The sequence below is a fragment of the Cytobacillus sp. GQ23 genome (genome assembly GCF_059758675.1).
In genome coordinates, this window is sequence record NZ_JCAXER010000026.1 from 55,952 (window position 1) to 73,660 (window position 17,709).

18 protein-coding genes are annotated in these 17,709 nt (G+C 39.8%); 1 reads left to right on the plus strand and 17 read right to left on the minus strand.

The window, feature by feature from the left end; translation table 11 throughout:
* Positions 1-391: 391 nt before the first annotated feature.
* The 5 genes from ltaS to AC6CHU_RS20015 form a co-directional block, all read right to left on the minus strand.
* The gene (gene ltaS / locus AC6CHU_RS19995) at positions 392-2,395 is read right to left on the minus strand and encodes a lipoteichoic acid synthase (RefSeq protein ID WP_159869191.1); all 2,004 of its coding nucleotides are present in this window, start codon (positions 2,393-2,395) and stop codon (positions 392-394) included.
* A gap of 1,572 nt (positions 2,396-3,967) precedes the next feature.
* Positions 3,968-4,183, minus strand: coding sequence for a 4-oxalocrotonate tautomerase (locus tag AC6CHU_RS20000; RefSeq protein WP_251283738.1), 216 nt, complete (start codon positions 4,181-4,183; stop codon positions 3,968-3,970).
* Positions 4,184-4,206: 23 nt separating this feature from the next.
* The gene (locus AC6CHU_RS20005; RefSeq protein WP_251283737.1) at positions 4,207-5,487 is read right to left on the minus strand and encodes a TRAP transporter large permease; all 1,281 of its coding nucleotides are present in this window, start codon (positions 5,485-5,487) and stop codon (positions 4,207-4,209) included.
* On the minus strand, positions 5,484-5,960 hold the full coding sequence (locus AC6CHU_RS20010) for a TRAP transporter small permease (protein ID WP_251283736.1): 477 nt from the start codon (positions 5,958-5,960) through the stop codon (positions 5,484-5,486). The genes AC6CHU_RS20005 and AC6CHU_RS20010 overlap by 4 nt, the downstream gene beginning before the upstream one ends.
* 18 nt (positions 5,961-5,978) lie before the next feature.
* The gene (locus AC6CHU_RS20015) at positions 5,979-7,010 is read right to left on the minus strand and encodes a TRAP transporter substrate-binding protein (RefSeq protein ID WP_498122654.1); all 1,032 of its coding nucleotides are present in this window, start codon (positions 7,008-7,010) and stop codon (positions 5,979-5,981) included.
* 253 nt (positions 7,011-7,263) lie between these two features.
* On the opposite strand from AC6CHU_RS20015, the gene AC6CHU_RS20020 reads away from it, so the two are divergent.
* Complete coding sequence (locus AC6CHU_RS20020) at positions 7,264-7,398, plus strand: hypothetical protein (RefSeq protein WP_285869678.1); 135 nt, start codon at positions 7,264-7,266, stop codon at positions 7,396-7,398.
* Positions 7,399-7,421: 23 nt separating this feature from the next.
* Here the strand turns inward: AC6CHU_RS20020 and AC6CHU_RS20025 are convergent, their stop codons facing one another.
* The 12 genes from AC6CHU_RS20025 to AC6CHU_RS20080 all read right to left on the minus strand — a co-directional run bounded on the left by AC6CHU_RS20025 (position 7,422) and on the right by AC6CHU_RS20080 (position 17,388).
* On the minus strand, positions 7,422-7,556 hold the full coding sequence (locus AC6CHU_RS20025) for a hypothetical protein (protein ID WP_285869677.1): 135 nt from the start codon (positions 7,554-7,556) through the stop codon (positions 7,422-7,424).
* A gap of 110 nt (positions 7,557-7,666) precedes the next feature.
* Positions 7,667-8,476, minus strand: coding sequence for a 2-keto-4-pentenoate hydratase (locus AC6CHU_RS20030; protein ID WP_251283734.1), 810 nt, complete (start codon positions 8,474-8,476; stop codon positions 7,667-7,669).
* A gap of 3 nt (positions 8,477-8,479) precedes the next feature.
* Complete coding sequence (gene dmpG / locus AC6CHU_RS20035; protein ID WP_498122655.1) at positions 8,480-9,508, minus strand: 4-hydroxy-2-oxovalerate aldolase; 1,029 nt, start codon at positions 9,506-9,508, stop codon at positions 8,480-8,482.
* A gap of 22 nt (positions 9,509-9,530) precedes the next feature.
* Positions 9,531-10,415: an acetaldehyde dehydrogenase (acetylating) gene (locus AC6CHU_RS20040; RefSeq protein WP_251283732.1), complete on the minus strand. Its 885-nt coding sequence runs from the start codon at positions 10,413-10,415 to the stop codon at positions 9,531-9,533.
* A 14-nt stretch (positions 10,416-10,429) separates the two neighbouring features.
* A complete protein-coding gene (locus AC6CHU_RS20045; RefSeq protein ID WP_251283731.1) occupies positions 10,430-11,209 on the minus strand; it encodes a 2-keto-4-pentenoate hydratase in 780 nt (259 codons plus the stop codon).
* A 61-nt stretch (positions 11,210-11,270) separates the two neighbouring features.
* Positions 11,271-12,731, minus strand: a complete 1,461-nt coding sequence (locus AC6CHU_RS20050; RefSeq protein WP_251283730.1) for an aldehyde dehydrogenase — start codon at positions 12,729-12,731, stop codon at positions 11,271-11,273.
* Between the two features lie 2 nt (positions 12,732-12,733).
* Positions 12,734-13,204: a RidA family protein gene (locus AC6CHU_RS20055; RefSeq protein WP_251283729.1), complete on the minus strand. Its 471-nt coding sequence runs from the start codon at positions 13,202-13,204 to the stop codon at positions 12,734-12,736.
* Between the two features lie 4 nt (positions 13,205-13,208).
* Positions 13,209-14,219: an amidohydrolase family protein gene (locus tag AC6CHU_RS20060; protein ID WP_251283728.1), complete on the minus strand. Its 1,011-nt coding sequence runs from the start codon at positions 14,217-14,219 to the stop codon at positions 13,209-13,211.
* A complete protein-coding gene (locus AC6CHU_RS20065; RefSeq protein WP_251283820.1) occupies positions 14,204-14,749 on the minus strand; it encodes a 3-hydroxyanthranilate 3,4-dioxygenase in 546 nt (181 codons plus the stop codon). The genes AC6CHU_RS20060 and AC6CHU_RS20065 overlap by 16 nt, the downstream gene beginning before the upstream one ends.
* 22 nt (positions 14,750-14,771) lie before the next feature.
* On the minus strand, positions 14,772-15,329 hold the full coding sequence (locus tag AC6CHU_RS20070) for an NADPH-dependent FMN reductase (protein WP_251283727.1): 558 nt from the start codon (positions 15,327-15,329) through the stop codon (positions 14,772-14,774).
* Between the two features lie 15 nt (positions 15,330-15,344).
* Positions 15,345-15,881, minus strand: a complete 537-nt coding sequence (locus AC6CHU_RS20075; protein ID WP_251283726.1) for an FAD synthetase family protein — start codon at positions 15,879-15,881, stop codon at positions 15,345-15,347.
* 31 nt (positions 15,882-15,912) lie between these two features.
* On the minus strand, positions 15,913-17,388 hold the full coding sequence (locus tag AC6CHU_RS20080) for a 4-hydroxyphenylacetate 3-hydroxylase family protein (RefSeq protein ID WP_251283725.1): 1,476 nt from the start codon (positions 17,386-17,388) through the stop codon (positions 15,913-15,915).
* Positions 17,389-17,709 lie beyond the last annotated feature (321 nt).

Below are 17,709 nucleotides of genomic sequence, written 5' to 3' on the forward strand. Positions count from 1 at the left end.
TAGAGCATCTTTTATATTTTTTCCAGGGTATACAAGTTTTGTCCACTATGTAACTTCATTAATAAAGGCTCTTTACGTATAAATTTGTGTTTTTCGCTTATCAATGTTGTCCGTTGATTGCAGCGAAGGGATGCTCAAGCGTTCTGCAGAGCGGGCGCCTAACCCTCCCCGATGCTGTGCGTCTGCGGGGTATCACCTGTCCCGCTACTCCCGCAGGACGTTGAATAAGCTTCTTTGAGTACACACCGCACGAAGAAAATGCGCATGCTTTTCGAGGATCTCGCACCTTCCGCTCCAATCAACTCTGTAGATATAATCCAAATAGCAACATACTTTACGAAAACTGCCTTAACAAAAAACTGCCTGCAGGATCTCCCGCAGGCAGTCATTATTATTTATCAGCCGGTTCAGTTACAGGCGTTTTTTCAGTGTTTTCGTTCTTTTTGGTTACTCCATTGTTCTCTGCTTTGTAATCATACTTGGAACGATCAACCGGTTCGAAGTTTTCCGGTTTGTAGAAGCGGAGCAGGTCTCCGTTTACTACTTTATCAGATAGCGCCAATTTCTGCTCAGTACTTTCCTGAAGCTTCTCTGCTTCTTCAAAACGGCTTTCATCCAGCAGTTCACCAGTTGTGGAGTCATAGAACTTACCGTCAACAGATGAAATGGTTGGGCTCATGAAATCACCGTTACGGAAAGGAACAAGATCATCATGATTTTCTGAGAATAAGTCTGTGCCGAACTGCAGATACTGCTTAGTATCAATACCAAGCAAGTGCATCAATGTTGGCATTAGGTCTATCTGACCGCCAAACTCATGGTTTACTCCACCTTCCATGCCAGGTACACGGATGAATAGCGGAACTCGCTGCAATCCTGCACTATCGAAAGCTGTAATTTCCTTGCCAAGCACTTTTTCCATTGCTTTATTATGGTTTTTGGATATTCCATAATGGTCGCCATACATGACAATTACTGAGTTCTCATACAGGCCGGAAGCCTTTAGCTGTTCAAAGAACTGTTTAAGCGCTTCGTCAGCATAACGGGCAGTCTGGAAGTAATTATCAACTGATTTGTCCCCTGTAGTATGAGGCTCAATAGTCGCCTTTTCCTGATCCATATGATATGGATAGTGATGGGAAACAGTAATGAATTTAGAATAGAACGGCTGCTTCAGGGATTTAAGGTATGGCATGGATTGTTCAAAGAACGGCTTATCCATTAGGCCGTAGTCAGCCATGTTTTCAGGTTTTAAATCATAGTAATCTGCATCAAAAAAGTTATCATATCCAAATGATTTATAAATCTCGTTACGGTTCCAGAAGCTTCCGGAGTTACCGTGGAAGACTGCAGAAGTATATCCTTTATCCTTCAGAATTGCCGGAGCTGCATTATACGTATTCATGCCTTTTGTTGTAAAGGCAGAACCCTGCGGCAGCCCATATAGGGAGTTCTCAAGAATAAACTCTGCATCTGCTGTTTTACCTTGTGCAGTCTGATGGAAGAAATTATCAAAGTAAGTTGTATTTTCTTCTTCAATCAGCGAGTTCAGGAATGGTGTTACTTCTTCTCCATGCAATTCATAATTCATTAAGAATGTCTGAATAGATTCAAGGTGAAGGTAAATTACATTCATGCCTTCAGCTTTTCCAAAATACTTTGAATTCGGCTCTGCATAATTCGATTTCGTAAAGTTTATGACTTCAGTTGTATCACTGCTATCAGCCATAACTCTTTGTGCAGATGCCTTCGTGCTTTGCACTGCATCATAGATCGTATAATTGTACATGCCTAAATATTTAACAATATAGTTACGGTCAAATCCTCTTGTCAAAAGCTCCGGGCGGTCTGTTTCAGCCAAGCCCAGATTAGCAAAGGAAATGGCAAGTGACGCATAAATTAATGCTGCAGTTCTTCGGCGCGTCCAATCCTTTGTTTCAATTTTAACGGCTTTAAAAACAAGCAAGCCTGCAAGCAAGATGAAATCAATGAAGAAAAGGATATCAGTTGGTTTTAATAGTGAACTGATGCTTCCGCTAACGTCACCGAAATTCTGTGTCTGCGTCAAGGTCGGCAATGTAATAAAATCATTAAAGAAGCGGTAGTACACTGCATTTGCAAACAGCAGGAACGATAGCAGGAAATACATAAACATCAAGGCGATATATTTTTTCCTGCCTTTAAAAAAGAATGCAAATCCTAAAAACAGCAATGAAGAACCAAGCGGGTTAATGAATAACAGGAATTGCTGCAAGGCACTTTCAATGCCTAAATTAAATTGTGTCATTTGAGTAATATACGTTTTCATCCAGAGCAGAAATACTGCTAAAAAGAAAAAGCCAATATATTTATTTAATATATCCTGACTTTTATGAAGTAAAGTATTCAAAATCATACACCTGCCTTCTAGCACATTATTGTAACATATTTCGCTAGTTATTTAAAATTCTAAAGTTGGCAATCAGCCTAATTATTAGTTTACCTGATAAATATTAATAATCTATGAACAGGCAAAAAAGCACTTCACAGGAATATAACTATACTCGCATTTAAAAAAATGTCAAGCATGTCCAGATAAACCGCTCTGTAACAATGATATTTATGGTCAAATGCCTTTTCACAGCCAATAGACTGACTATCGCCCATTTAAATTGCTGCACGTCTATATAGACGAATGAAATGCCATTTGGTTTCACTTTTTCTGCAAAAACTTATGAAACTATTTTTTCCAGGGAAGGAGAAAAATCATACAACAGCCAATATATATGAAGATTAATATTCAAATATACATGAAAAGGGAAATTTTCGTGGACACAAAGCAATTACCACGATGGATGTTTACTTACCTAATATAAAGATAAAATAATTCTGTAACAGGGTATGGGCTTTCCAGCTATCCATATGCCAAACAAAACACGCTGATGACCCAATTTCGTAACCACACATTCACGAAATTATTACTCTGGCTGCTGCAACATTGCTTCTGCATCAAAACTCTGTTAATCGTTAAATTTTAATGCGTAAATTATAATTATCATGTCAAATACGAAGTGGCCAACCACTATGATTATGCCACTCTTCATGCGATGATGTTTTCACTTTCTCTTTCGAATACTGGGAGAAATAGGTGTCGCCCCCTCCAGTCAGAACTGTCTGTTAATTGGATTAAAATTAGATTACTACAAACTTGCCGGTTTAGAATAATACAGTAATACAGGAGATCTCCTCCTGAGGACATCATGAATTTCAATTTCACCCTATGAACAATTCCTTCTAAAGAATAGTTTTAAACCACTTTAATAAAAAAAGGCAGGCATTGATGTTGGCCAGGGTCATTCGGTCGGGAAATAGGTTATTAAAGAAGAATATGTAGATATGTACATTCCACAGAAAAATAAGGGCTGTAAAGCACTACTGAGGATTTTTAGAAGCGGACGAATAATGAGAGAGCCAGACCTCCAGATATTCTCAGCGCACAATGAAGGAGAAAGCCATAGCTGGTTTATCAGCGATCATTGGAGACAGTGATGCGTTCCCATAATATTAATGGGATTTGGTTAAATTACACTCACTCCACCGGAGTAAATTTGTGGGAATCTATCCCAGTCCATATAAATTCTGTATCCTGGAAGGGTTGCACACTCGAATTATTCCTTCCCTGGTGAGGGTTCTGATTGGTGAATACAAATCCAATGAGCTTTATTGTGCAGTTAGTGTGAAAACAATTACTTGTTTGTGTCCTGAACTAAAGCTCATGTCAAAACAGATTATATATAAATGAAAGTTATATTTAAAATTTAAAAATTCATGCCTCATGTTAAAGATATAAATGCAAACCGCACTTCTTTTTGAAGCGCGGTTTTTAGTTACCATATTAATATTATGTTTGTTTTATCGAACTGTCACAATTTTTTGGGGAATTATTTTCGATTTTTGCAGAATGGAATGATATAAACGTTTTTTTGAACTACTTTGAATTTCGATTTTTCTTGATATCCTCTAATTCAGATTTTGTTGCTCCACCAATACCCCAGTGTGTTAGTGGTATATCCTGTATAACCACCCTGACTTGATTACTTTCTACATTTAATGAATTCACAGCTGCTTCTGTCAAACTGCTGATTAGTTCTTTTAACTGTACGTCCGTTCTTCCTTCTAATATCTGGACTTGTATAATTGGCAAAATAAAACCTCCCCGTCTTTTTCCTAAAATCCGAACCATGCAGGAATTAACAAAGTAGTTTGTTCCCAATACGTTATGATTAGCAACATGGCAATTCCTAGGGCTAACATTGGCATAACAGATTTTACTAGTCTTTCAAACTTTACCTCTGCTATTGAGGATACGATAAATAGGCCAGTCCCTACCGGAGGCGTCAGTAGTCCAATAGTTAGGTTAATACAAATGATAATCCCAAAATGAATAGGATCAATTTGAAATCCTGTAATTAATGGCATCAACACCGGCACTAAGATAACAAGAGCTGCTATTCCGTCAAGGAACATCCCAACTAACAAAAGGAAAAGGTTCACTAGAATAAGGAAGACGAATGGATTGTCAGAGATTGATAACATAGCATCTGCGATTAATTGGGGAACCTGTTCAAATGCAATGACCCAACCGAAAATATTCGCCATTGCAATAAGAAATGTCACTGTAGCTGTTCCAATCACAGTATTTACAAACACTACAGGCATGCTTTTTAATTTTAGTTCTTTATAAAAGAATTTCCCTACAATGAATGCGACTACACTCGCGATGGCTGCAGATTCTGTAGCAGTAAATACACCGCTTAATATCCCTAGTGTAATGATTGCCGGGATAAACAAAGCTGGCAATACATCTTTAAAAGCTGCCCAGATTTGTTTTAAATTAGCCCTTTCACTTCTGGGAAAATTCTGTTTATATCCTATGTAAGCTACAAGTGAGATAAAACCCAGTCCATAGATTAGTCCTGGAATGATTCCAGCCATGAATAATGCGCCAATTGAAGTTCCCGATAATGTTCCATAAATAATAAAAATCATGCTAGGGGGAATAATAGGGGCAACTATGGAAGAGGCCAGTGTCAAAGCAGAAGAAAACTCTCGATTGTATCCTTCCTTTTCCATTTCAGGAACCATTACTTTGCTCATCATCGCTGCCTGGGCATTGGCAGATCCTAGTATAGAGGCTAAGAACATATTAGCAATAACCGTAACGTAGGCTAATCCGCCTCTTACATGTCCCACCATTACTCTTGCAAAACTAACTAAACGATTCGTAATTCCACCGGTATTCATTAACTCCCCTGTTAACATAAACAAAGGTATCGCTAATAAACCAAAATTCTCCATACCTGAATATAATCTTTGAGGAGTCGATTCCAGCAGAACATAGTTACCAGTCACTAAAAAATATACAATGGTTGTCATTCCCAGAACTAAAGAAATTGGAATACCAATAAGCAAAAATACAAAAAATGCAATTATTACAAGAAACATCATTTTACTTCACTTCCTTTTGTTACATCCAGAAGATTACTTACTAAATGGATGCTTGCAAATAATAATCCGATCGGCAATATAGAGTAAGGAATCCACATTGGAAGTAAAATTGCACTCGATTTTTGAATAGCTACTCCAGGAGAACTAATCCAACTGAAGCAATAAAATAGGAGAATAGCCATAAAAGCTAGCATTAATATATGTGCAAGAATTGTAACCCCTTTGTTAATACTTCCTGGAAGCAGGTCTGTTAACAGTGTGACAGCTGCTTGTGTTTTGTATTTAAGTCCTAAGCTTCCGCCTATGAAAGTAATGTAAATCAATAGAAAGATAGAAATTTCTCCGGCCCAAAATAATGGTGCATTTGCAGAGCGAAAAATCACTGCTGAAAAAACAATTACCGCCATTGCAAACATGAGAATAATAGCCAGTTTCTTCTCAAAACCAGCTATCATATTACTTAGTTTTTTCACAAATATCCTCCTAATAAATTACTTGCGGAAAGTGTCAAGGAATTCCTGAATGAGCGGATCTCCCTTCCTGTATTTTTTATCAAATTTATCAATATATGGTTTAAACACTTCTGCTTCTAACTCATAAACTTTCATTCCTTCATTGCTTAAAATCTTTTGGAATTCTTTCTCTTGTGCAGAACGAGTGCTAGCTGAATAATCTGCAGCCGCTTTTATCGCTTCATCAATGATATTCTGGTCCCCTTCAGGCATTTTGTCATAAGAAGCCTTGTTAATCATTGCTACAGCAGGCCAAACCATATGATTTGTAACCGCTCCATACTCTACTACTTCATGATATTTATTCGTAATCGCTGCATCTAGATCCATATCCATGCCATCGATTACACCTGTTTGGATCGCGGCATATACTTCAGGAAGAGGCAGTGATTCTGGTGAAGCACCCAAAGATTTATAAAACTCCTGTAATGGAGGACTAGGTGTTACACGCAATTTTAATCCGGTCATATCTTCAGGTTTTTTTACTTCTTTGTCTTTAAATAACATAACCCGGTTGCCTGCGAATAAGTAATCCAGGCCCTTAATACCCTGATCATCCATGGTTGCGAGTATTTTTTTTGCAATCTCTGTGTCGCGTGCATCATTTGCTTCTTCTATATCTTTAAAAGCATAAGGAGCAAACCAAGCAGTGAATGCTTCAGCTCTTGAGCTTAAATACGCAGCAGTAATAAATCCAAAATCTATAGATCCTGCGGAGATTTGCTGAACCATATCAGCTTCAGTACCAAGCTGGCTGGCCGGATAGATTTCCAGTTTCATTCTTCCTTCGGATCGGGTTTCAAGCTCATCTTTGAACTTTTCAGCTGCTTTATGCCACATATGATCAGTTGGGGTAATATGAGCAAGCTTGAAATGATAGGTTGCTCCCTTTTCTGATTTTGAAGCAGTCTTAGAAGATACATTTCCGCTGCATGCTGCAGTGGCAAAAACGATTAAACTTATGACCAGTAGTAGCACTAATAGTAGCACTAAACTTTTTATCTTCTTCATTAACGGGCACCCCTCAGAGATTAATGGAAACGAAAATAATAATAGCTGCCATTTTAATGACCTGCACTGATTACTTGGTTGATCAGCGAATTTTTCCATACGAATGGAAGCTTTATCACTTTTTTTCAGAACCAATATGCTAGTGACAAGATATTTTAACTACGATGAGATAATCAAAATATTCTGAAATATTAAACCATCTAGAAACCATCATACTAAATAGAATGGCCGCAGATATTTATTATTGGAAGTAATGGATAACCTAGCACTCTTCCGGGAAGCTTACCGCCAGCAGATTTTTCCCCTTTCTCCTGATAAACAGGTTGAAGACGAAACCCATCAACCAGGTGAATATGGCAGCCAGACATCCCATAAGAGCGTACAATAAATCCACCTTTGGCCCTGTGGTACTTATGGCAAGTCCGCTGCCAAGAAAAAGCTCGCTCCCGATTGCACCCCCATGGCAATCAAGGTCAGCTGATTTGTTTTTAGTTCTCTTTTTAAGCCTGAGATATGATGAATTGATTGATTACGATTCTTACCCAAACCCATCATCCTTTGCTTTGCCAAAATCTCCTTGGAATCAGCAAAGGATACGGTAAGTAACACTGATTGTATCTTCTGCTGAAATCCAACGGACTAAATATTCCTTTTTCCTATATCTTTTCCAAAACATCTGGTTTACAGGAAAGAGAGACTAAACCCAATTCCGCAAACTGAACAGTTACGGAATCACCAGGTTTAAAGGAAATTGCTTCAGATAATGCTCCGCTTAAAATAATATCCCCTTTCTTAATTCCCCTTCCGGATTCTCCAAGTTTATTTATAGCCCATGCAACAGAGGCTGCAGGATGTCCTAACACAGCAGCACTTGTTCCTGTTTGAGCAACGAGCCCGTTCTTGGACATCACCATTCCAAGCTGTGCTAAATCAACTGTTTCCGGTTTCATCCATTTACTGCCGAGAACAAATCGTGAGGAAGAGCAGTTATCTGCAATCACGTCCGCTAGTGTAAACTTAAAGTTCAAATACCTGCTGTCAATAATTTCGATGGCAGGGGCCACATATTTTGTTACATTTAATACATTCTCTGCAGTAACATTCGTGCCTTGCAGATCTTCACCTATCATAAAAGCAATTTCAGGTTCTGCCTTTGGATGAATGAATTGATTGAAATTGATTGGTTCCCATTCCAAGGCAAGCATATCATCCGTCAAGTAGCCATAAACTGCTTCATGTACACCCATCATTTGCTGCTTTGCCTTGCTAGTTAAACCTAACTTTATGCCGACGCGCCTCGCTCCATCTTTTTCTCTGAGTTCAATCAGCTTCTCCTGAATAAAGTAAGCATCTTCAAAGCTTAAGTCAGGTATCTGATCCGTAATTTTAACTATTTCTCGCTGTTCTTTTTCAGCGGAATATAAATAATTCACAATTTCCATACCAGCCCCACTTGCTAAATTCATACTCTACACCTCCAAGACCCTGGCTTCTGCAAGCTCAGAAGCAACATCAAGAATCATATCTTCCTGGCCGCCCACCACTTTTCGTTTTCCTAACTCTATTAAAATATCTCTGGGATCCAAGCCAAACCGCTTCCCCGCCCTTTCTGCATGCAGCAGAAAACTAGAATATACCCCAGCGTAGCCTAATACTAGGCTGCCCTTATTAATCTCCTGAGGTTTGGGAACTAACGGTCCGACCGTGTTTTCTGCGATATCCATCATCTTGTAAAGGTCAATTCCAACACCCATTCCCATTTTGTCCATAACAGATAGCAGTACTTCCGTTTGTGCATTGCCCGCGCCTGCTCCAAGACAGCGGACACTTCCATCAATCCTGGTAGCTCCTTCTTCAATGGCGACAATTGTATTCGCTACTGCAACAGATAAATTATTATGTCCATGAAATCCTACTTCAATAGTTAAGGAGTCCCTAAGTGCTGCAATTCTTTCACGAACTTGATGAGGTAAAAGGGCACCTGCCGAATCGGTTACATATACCGCTTGGGCTCCGTAACTTTCCATTAGCTTGGCCTGTTCAACTAATTTCTCAACTGGTGCCATATGAGCCATCATCAGAAAACCTAGAGTTTCCATGCCAATCTCTCGCGCTGAGCTAATATGCTGTGCAGATACATCAGCTTCCGTTACATGTGTGGCCACTCTCACTAGTTCTGCACCTAAAGTATGCGCTTCCTTTAATTCATGGCAGGTTCCAATCCCTGGTATAAGGAGCACAGCAATTTTTGACTGTTTGCATTCACCGGCTGCAGCTTCAATGAGTTTCATTTCATTGACACGTGACCTTCCATACTGAAGGGAAGAGCCTCCTAAACCATCTCCATGACTGACTTCGATATAGTGCATCCCAGCACTGTCCAATTTTTTTACAACCTGGCGGATTTGTTCTTCTGTATACTGATGTGCAACGACATGACTTCCATCTCGAAGACACACTTCTGTTATTTTTATAGGCTTGTCACTTTTTCGAATCAACCTGTGTCACCTTGCCTTTCAATCAAACACTATTTAGGTTCTGTATCAGTAAATCCCTTGCAAAATTTTCTCCTACACGAGTTGCGGAAGCCGTCATAATATCCAGATTACCAGCGTAAATAGGAAAATAATCGCCAGCTCCCTCAACTTCTATAAAAACGGTTACCCTATCTTCATCAAATAATGGCTTTTGCTTTAAACGATATCCAGGTACATATTCCTTTACCGTCTCGACTATTTCATATATCGATTTAAGAATTGCATCCTGATCCATATTTTTAACTTCACAGTAAATGGTATCTCGCATCAGGATGGGTGGTTCCGCTGGATTTAGAATGATGATAGCTTTTCCCTCATCAGCCCCTCCAACTTCCTCAATACCTTTTTTGGTTGTGATGGTAAATTCATCGATATTTGCCCGTGTGCCAGGTCCCGCACTTTTGCTGGAGATCGTTGCAATGATTTCGGCATAAGATACATCTGCAACATAATTTATCGCATGCACAATTGGAATGGCAGCTTGCCCTCCGCACGTTATCAGGTTTACATTAAGAGCTTCCTTATTACTATGTGTTTGTACAGCAGGGCTGACAAATGGGCCTTTCGCAGCCGGAGTCAAATCAATCACAAGTTTTCCTAATTCTCGCAATACTTTTGCATGTTTAACATGAGCTTTCGCTGAAGTTGCATCAAAAACGATATCAGCTAACTCCGGATTTTCTTTCAAGGCTTGAATGCCATTTGAAAAAGTTTGATAACCCAGATCTTTTGCACGTTTTAATCCCTCTGATTCCGGATCAATACCGACCATTGCTGTGAGTTCAATTACCTCACTTCTTTTAAGCTTATACATTAGATCAGTGCCTATATTGCCTGAACCAATAATTGCAGCTTTCATTTTAGCCAAAGAATTCACCCCTCTTACTCAAATGTGACTGAAACAGACCCCAAGCGTCCGAAATGAGCGGACACAGTATCACCTTCTTTTGCGGTTATCGCTCCGCTAAGCGCACCTGGAAGGATGAGTTCCCCGGCTTTTAAGGGGATGTCAAACTCATAGAGCTTATTGGCAAGCCATGCAATGGCGTGAGCTGGATGGCCAAGTGCTGCGGCACCTGATCCAGTAGAGATCAACTCGCCATTTTTATATAAGGTCATTCCGATACTTCGCAAATCCATTCCATTGATTTCGGTTAATTGTTCCCCGATTACGAATTTTGCTGAGGAGCCATTGTCTGCCACCGTATCAATAAGCTGAATGTTCCAATCGGCTATTCGGGTATCAATTATTTCAAGTGTTGGAGTTAAGTATTTTGTAGCCATCAGAACATCCACCCAAGTTACTTTAGGCCCCTTTAAGTCTTCACCGAGTATAAAGCCGATTTCTGCCTCCACTTTTGGACTAAGCAAATCATTTACCTTAACATTACCGCCACTGCTTACCTTCATATCATCTAGCAAATGTCCATAATCAGGTTCATCTACACCCAGCATTTGCTGCATAGATATACTTGTAAGTCCGACCTTTTTGCCAACGACCTTTCGGCCCGATTTAATTTTTTTATTTATCACACCCAGTTGGATATGATACGCATCCCTTACATCCAGGTTTGAATATTTCTGAGTTAGCGGAGTCAATGCCTGTTTCTTTAATTCAGCTTCCAGTAACTCTTCTACAATTTGATTTAATAGCAGATTCATATACTCACTCTCTCTTATAATCGTTAATTAAGGTAAAGACGAGTGCGGAGTAAGCACTCTTTTATAGTTTCATTGTGATAGTTTTTGCTTCTGTATAAAATTCGAAGCTATGGCGTCCACCCTCCCGTCCTATGCCACTTGCCTTAGACCCTCCAAAAGGTGTTCTTAAATCTCTGTAATACCAGCAATTAATCCAAAATAACCCTGAATTTATACTGGATGCTACCCTATGAGCACGGCGGAGATCATTCGTCCAAACAACACCTGCAAGCCCATAGATAGAATCATTTGCAATTTGAACTGCTTCTTCTTCCGTTTTAAATGGAATGACAGATAGAACTGGACCAAATATTTCTTCCTGGGCCACCTTCATTTTGTTATCCACATCATATAGGACGGTTGGTTCATAGAAGTTTCCTTCACCAAGTGAGGTGATTTTATTACCGCCCAAGGCAAGCTTTGCACCCTCAGCTATCCCAGACTGTACATACTCATCCACGGTTTCAAGATGTCCTTTTGAAACCAACGCACCCATATCAGTATCTTCACTAAGCGGGTCTCCCACCTTAATTTTTTTTACGGCATGAACAAACTTGTCGAGGAAAAGATCATATATACTCTCTTGAACTAGCAAACGGGATCCTGCTAAACAAATTTCACCCTGATTTCTAAAAATAGCATCAATAGATCCTTCGATAGCTTCATCAAGGTTAGCATCCTCAAACACAATATTTGCGGACTTTCCTCCCAGCTCCAGCGAAACTGGAATTAACTGTGAGGCAGCATTTTGCATGACTGTTCTTCCGGTTATGCTATCACCGACAAAAGAAATGCGCCTAACCGAAGGATGTTTAGTCATAGCTGTGCCGGCTGTCCCTCCTGGACCTGTAATAATGTTAAGCACTCCGGGAGGAAGTCCTGCATCATTAGCAATTTCCCCGAGCATGACTGCACTTAAGGGGGTCAAGGAGGCTGGTTTTACAACGACTGTATTTCCTGCAGCCATTGCTGCTGATGCTTTCCATGTCACTTGCATAAAAGGAAGGTTCCAAGGAATAATTAAACTTGTTACACCCGCTGGGGCATACTTGGAGTAAGACATATATTTTGCCTGATCATAATGCTCGTGGTGAATATAGTTTGCCATTTCAGCAAAGAATCGTAAGTTTGCTGCCGCTCTCGGAATATCAAACCCTCGGCTTTCCTTGATCGGTTTGCCCACATCCAAGGTTTCGACACGAGCTATTTCGTCTGCACGGTCCAAAACAATGTCAGACATCCTGCATAGAATATCAGACCTTTCAGCTACTGGCATTTTACTCCAGATTCCTCTTTCGAAGGTACGCCGTGCTGCATCAACAGCATGATTGACATCTGCCTCATTTGCTTTTGCGACAGATGCAAGCTTATTGTTTGTGGCAGGATCAATAGTGTCAAAGCTCTCCCCTGAAACTGAGTCACGGTATTCACCATTTACAAAGAGCTTTGCGTCTTTAATAACCTGCTGTTTTAATTGACTCATTATTACATCGCCTCCTGCCCCTCTATTTCCAGCACCATCTCGACTTCCACTGCATTATTGTTTGGCAGTTGAGCCATCCCGACAGCTGATCTACCATGCTGGCCTTTTTCTCCAAAAATTTGTACAAGTAAATCTGAAGCGCCGTTCATTACTTTTGGCTGTTCGGTAAAATCTGCGTCACTATTCACAAAACCAAGTATTTTTACAATTCTTTTTACTTTATTAAGATCGCCAATCTCTTGTTTTACAACGGCCAATAGATTTAACATACATTGTCTCGCCGCTTCATAACCAAGCTCGATCGGCATGTCTTCTCCTAAACGCCCCCGATATTCATCTGTCCCTTGGCCAGATGTAAACAAAAGGTTTCCTGTTCGGACACAGCTGACATAGTTTCCTGCTGATGTACGAACTGGCGGCAGCATGATTCCTAACTCCTCTAATTTTTGTTCAGGACTAACCGTTCTTACCACATTTTCACCCCCCAACCTTAATAGGCGCATTTAAAAATCGAAGAGCATTATTGCCAAGGATAGCTTCGGTTTGTTCAGCTGTAAGATTAAGAGTTTCATCGATTACTTTTCCAGGACGTATCTCCCTTAATAGGAAAGGATAATCAGACCCCATAATAATCTGTTCATGCCCAAAGTTTTGAAGCAAATAGTGTAGATTGATAGGATCATTTACAAGAGAATCATAATAGAATTTCTTCGCGTAGTAACTAGGCGGTTTCTCCAATAACCTTAAGTGCGGCCATACCTCCCAGCCTTTATCGAGACGAGGAAGGAGATATGGCAGAGAACCGCCTCCATGTGCAAAGCAAACTTTTAGATTAGGGAATCTTTCGATTACTCCTCCTAAAATTAAACTCGCACCAGCTACAGCCGTTTCACTTGGCATCCCAACTGTGTACATCAGATTATGTCTTGGCATACGCTCTCTACCCAATGTTTCCCAAGGGTGTATAAAAAGAGGAACCTCCCACTTCTCTGCCATTTCAAAGAATTCGATTAAAGATGGGTCATCCAGATTGCTGCCGTTAACATTCGTACCTATTTCAATTCCCCTTAGGCCTATTTCATGTATGCACCGATCCATTTCCCGGATCGCAGCCTGCACATCCTGTAATGGAACTGTACCTAATCCGATAAACTTGGAAGGATTTTGACTTACAGTCTCTGCAATAAAATCATTCTGGATCCGAGCAAGAATGGACGCTTCTTCAGCAGGTGCCCAATAAGAAAAGGTTACTGGAATAGGAGAGAGCACTTGAATATCCACTTGTTCTCTATTCATGTCATGTAATCTCTTTTCAGGGCTCCATACCTGATCTGTCACTTCACGAAACACCTTGCCAGCCACCATAATATTTGCACCGCAGGCACATGTACGCTCTAGTGTCGGCCATTTATCCCCCATTAAATTCTTTGTTAATTCAGAGAAATTCTCAGGGATTATATGTGTATGAAAGTCTACTCGCATTTCCATTCACTCGCTTCCGGAGGCATGACATGCCCGCAGTTTTCACACCTTCTCAAGTCCATACTGCTATTAAATTCGGAAATTGCTTCTTTAACCTGCACCTCAATATTCGTTAACTGAATTCTGACTCTATGCATTTCATGGTCACATTCTTCACAGAACCAAACGAAATCCTCCAGCTCACCTTCAGCACGATTCCTTTCAATAACTAATCCGATTGTATCGGCTACACGGTGAGGGGAATGCGGAACATTTGCAGGAAGCAGGAACATCTCCCCTTCTTTTACTTCAACTACTTGGCGTTTGCCTTCATCATTAATGACCTCTACATAACAGCTGCCTTTTATTTGATAAAAAACTTCCTCTGATGGATCCACATGAAAATCACGTCTTTTATTCGGCCCTCCCAAAAGCATGACCATTAATTCAGCATCCTTCCAAATAACCTTATTATTGACTGGCGGCTTTAATTGGTCCTTATTCTCTTCAATAAATTGCATTAAATTGATCGGCATAAATTTGCTTTTCACTTTCATGTTCATTGGCTCCCCTCATCTATTATTCACTTATTTCAGCAAACTCTTTTTTTAAGTTTTTTTGCATACGGACAACTTCATCAGCTAAATGTGAAATTCTTTTCAGTAAATCAGGATCGCTAATTTCATTCATTTCATTAAAATGATCTCTATTTGCATAAACATAGCTTGGGGCAACAAAAGCACGGAAAAAACCTGCTATTGGCTTAAGCTGATTCTCAATTACAAGGTAATGCTGATAAGTCCCTCCATTTGCAGCAAACCCCATAACTTTGTTCCTAAAATCCTTCGGGTTAATTAAATCAAAGAGGTTTTTTAAGACACCTGGAATCGAACCCTGAAAAATTGGTGTCCCAATAATGTAAAAATCAGCAGAAGAAACCTTATCAATGACCTTTTTTGTATCTTCTGAATAGGCGCTAGGGTCGCGGCCATCACAAAATTGGACTTCAAAATCCATCATATCCAGGTATTCAACTTCAATTTCAGGGTATTTCTTTTCCACCTCATCCAAGATCTTTTTTACAACTATTCCTGTTTTTGCACCAATAATTGTTCCGGATATCCCTAATAATTTCACTTGATGCTCTCCTTTCTAATCTCCCGCTGGCCAGCCGAGAAGCGAGTTGGAAACCTGTACTTCACCCTTGGACAGCAGATGCCGAATCCTTGATGAAGAAATGCGATTCCCTTTTGAACAACAGACAGGGTCAATCTCCCGTACAGTAAAATGCATTTTTAAATAATTCGAATCTCCCTCACGGTTTTTCCCAAACCGAAAATCATCCCCTACAATAATTTCGACCGGATTTAATCTTGAAAGAACTTCTATAAATTTTTCTGGGCCAGCTCCTGCGTACATCCGATTAAAGCGTGCAAACACTGCATGGCTTACACCAAGCTTTTCTAACTTGGACACTTTTTCTTGGATGGAAGACAGCATATGTGCACCTTGAAAAAAGACACGGGGCGGCGGGTCGAAAGTATAGACAAGGCTAGGTGCATTCAACAGCTTCCCTCTCTTAACGGCATACTCGATGACTGCTTGGTGGCCACGATGAACACCGTCAAACGCACCTATTGCAATGACAGAACAAGGCAATGTTAATGAGGTATAAATATGTGTTTCCACTTTGCCTTTCTCCCTTCATTATCTGATTAATTTAATTGGCTGCAACTTCCTCATCCAGAGTGCAGACTTTTAATGCTTCATCTACCATTTCATGTTTATGTTTACGCTTATAATTATTAAAGAAGATTCCTCTTTTCCGGATTGGATCACCCGTATAATATCTTTCATATTGGAGAAGCCTTTGGCCAAATGCCTCACCACACAAATCCCATGCAAGCTTAAAAATACTCACTCTTTCTAATGAAGAAACGCCTGCTCTACCGACATAATAATTTTCAATATCTTCTCTTATGGCGCTCACAAAGTCTGCTTCAGTCGGAGACATGAGCAGGCCGCCCGCACCAACAATCTGCATTACTTCAATTGCTCTCGGATACATTTTAGGCAATAGTCCTCTTATCGTTTCCAGAGGAACATAATCGGGCATAGCCTCCCCATTTTCTGTAATGGAGTAGTTATATTCTGCAACATCAAGCAAAGCTCTAATGGATTCAACCGATTGGATAAGCTCAGCCAAATCATTTTGAACATTTAAATAGCCATCAACACCTATTGCATCTGCTAACTTCATGGCTACCTCTGTCGCAAATTGCAATTTCACAAGGCCTCTTACACCTGTTTGATGAGCTGGCTGCTGTCCTGCACCTGTCAGAGGGTACAATTTGTTTGCGGCTTCAATATTGTTATATAAAAACACCCGGTCCCAAGGGACGACTACGTCATCAAAAACAAGAAGTGCATCCATCTCTTCAAACCGGGAAGCAAGCGGATGATCAAATACAGAACGCGTTCCATCTTGCATTGCTTCGCGGCAAATGATGCGAAGACCTGGAGTATCAAGTGGCAGAGCAAAAGCTAATGCATATTTTTCGTCTCCTGGGCTAAAACCAGGGAAAGAGTAAATGATGACTTCTTCTGTAATCGGGGCAAGTGTCGCAAGCATTTTAGCTCCTCTTACCACTAAGCCTTCTTTAGTTTCCTTAACAGCTCCCAGGTGGGTATATGTGTCTCGCTGTTCATGAGATGTTTTACTTCGATCATTTTGAGGATTGATAATTGCATGGGTCAAAAACAAATCATTGTCACGAACGTATCTATAATAATTCCGAACATTCTCAGCCCAGGATTTATCAAACTTCTCAAAAAACCAGTCATTATGGTAAAACGATGTTAAGACAACATTTAAAAAATCTGGAGTTCTGCCCATTAATCCGAAGGTAGCTTTGGCAAAAGCTTCAAAAATAGCTCTCCTTTTCTTTAAATCTTCTAAGCTTTTCGGAACCATAAAAGCATTATTTACTCTCTCACCGGTTTCTTCACAAATATGGGTAATCTTATCCCTATACTCGGGTTCATGCTGCATGTCATATAATTTGGCAATTTCAAGGATTGGCTGTCTAAAAACAGGCTCCGCAAACACATCTTCTACTTTTTTTCCACCCATCCAAACCTCAGGTTTACGCTTTTTTATTGCTTCGATATATTGAGCACCAGTTCTGATTCCCATATCTTACCTCCAACTTTTTGTTATTTTCAGTTTGAATTGTAATATTAATTTTTTTTAGCAACTGTAGTCTATTTAACATAAATTTAATTTAAATTTTCTAAAAAATTTAAATAATCAAATATCCTATAGTTTTTTTCTACAATTTCTCCTATGATAATAGTAATTTCATAGAGAAGATTTTCTCTAAGAATTATTACGACACATTTTCATAAGGAGGCAATAACTTGGTTACTGTCTATGAACATGTTTTTCAATGGGAAAATTACTTAAAGCTTGGTAAAAGGATGTTTATCCGAAGGAAAGAACATATTTATACGCAGG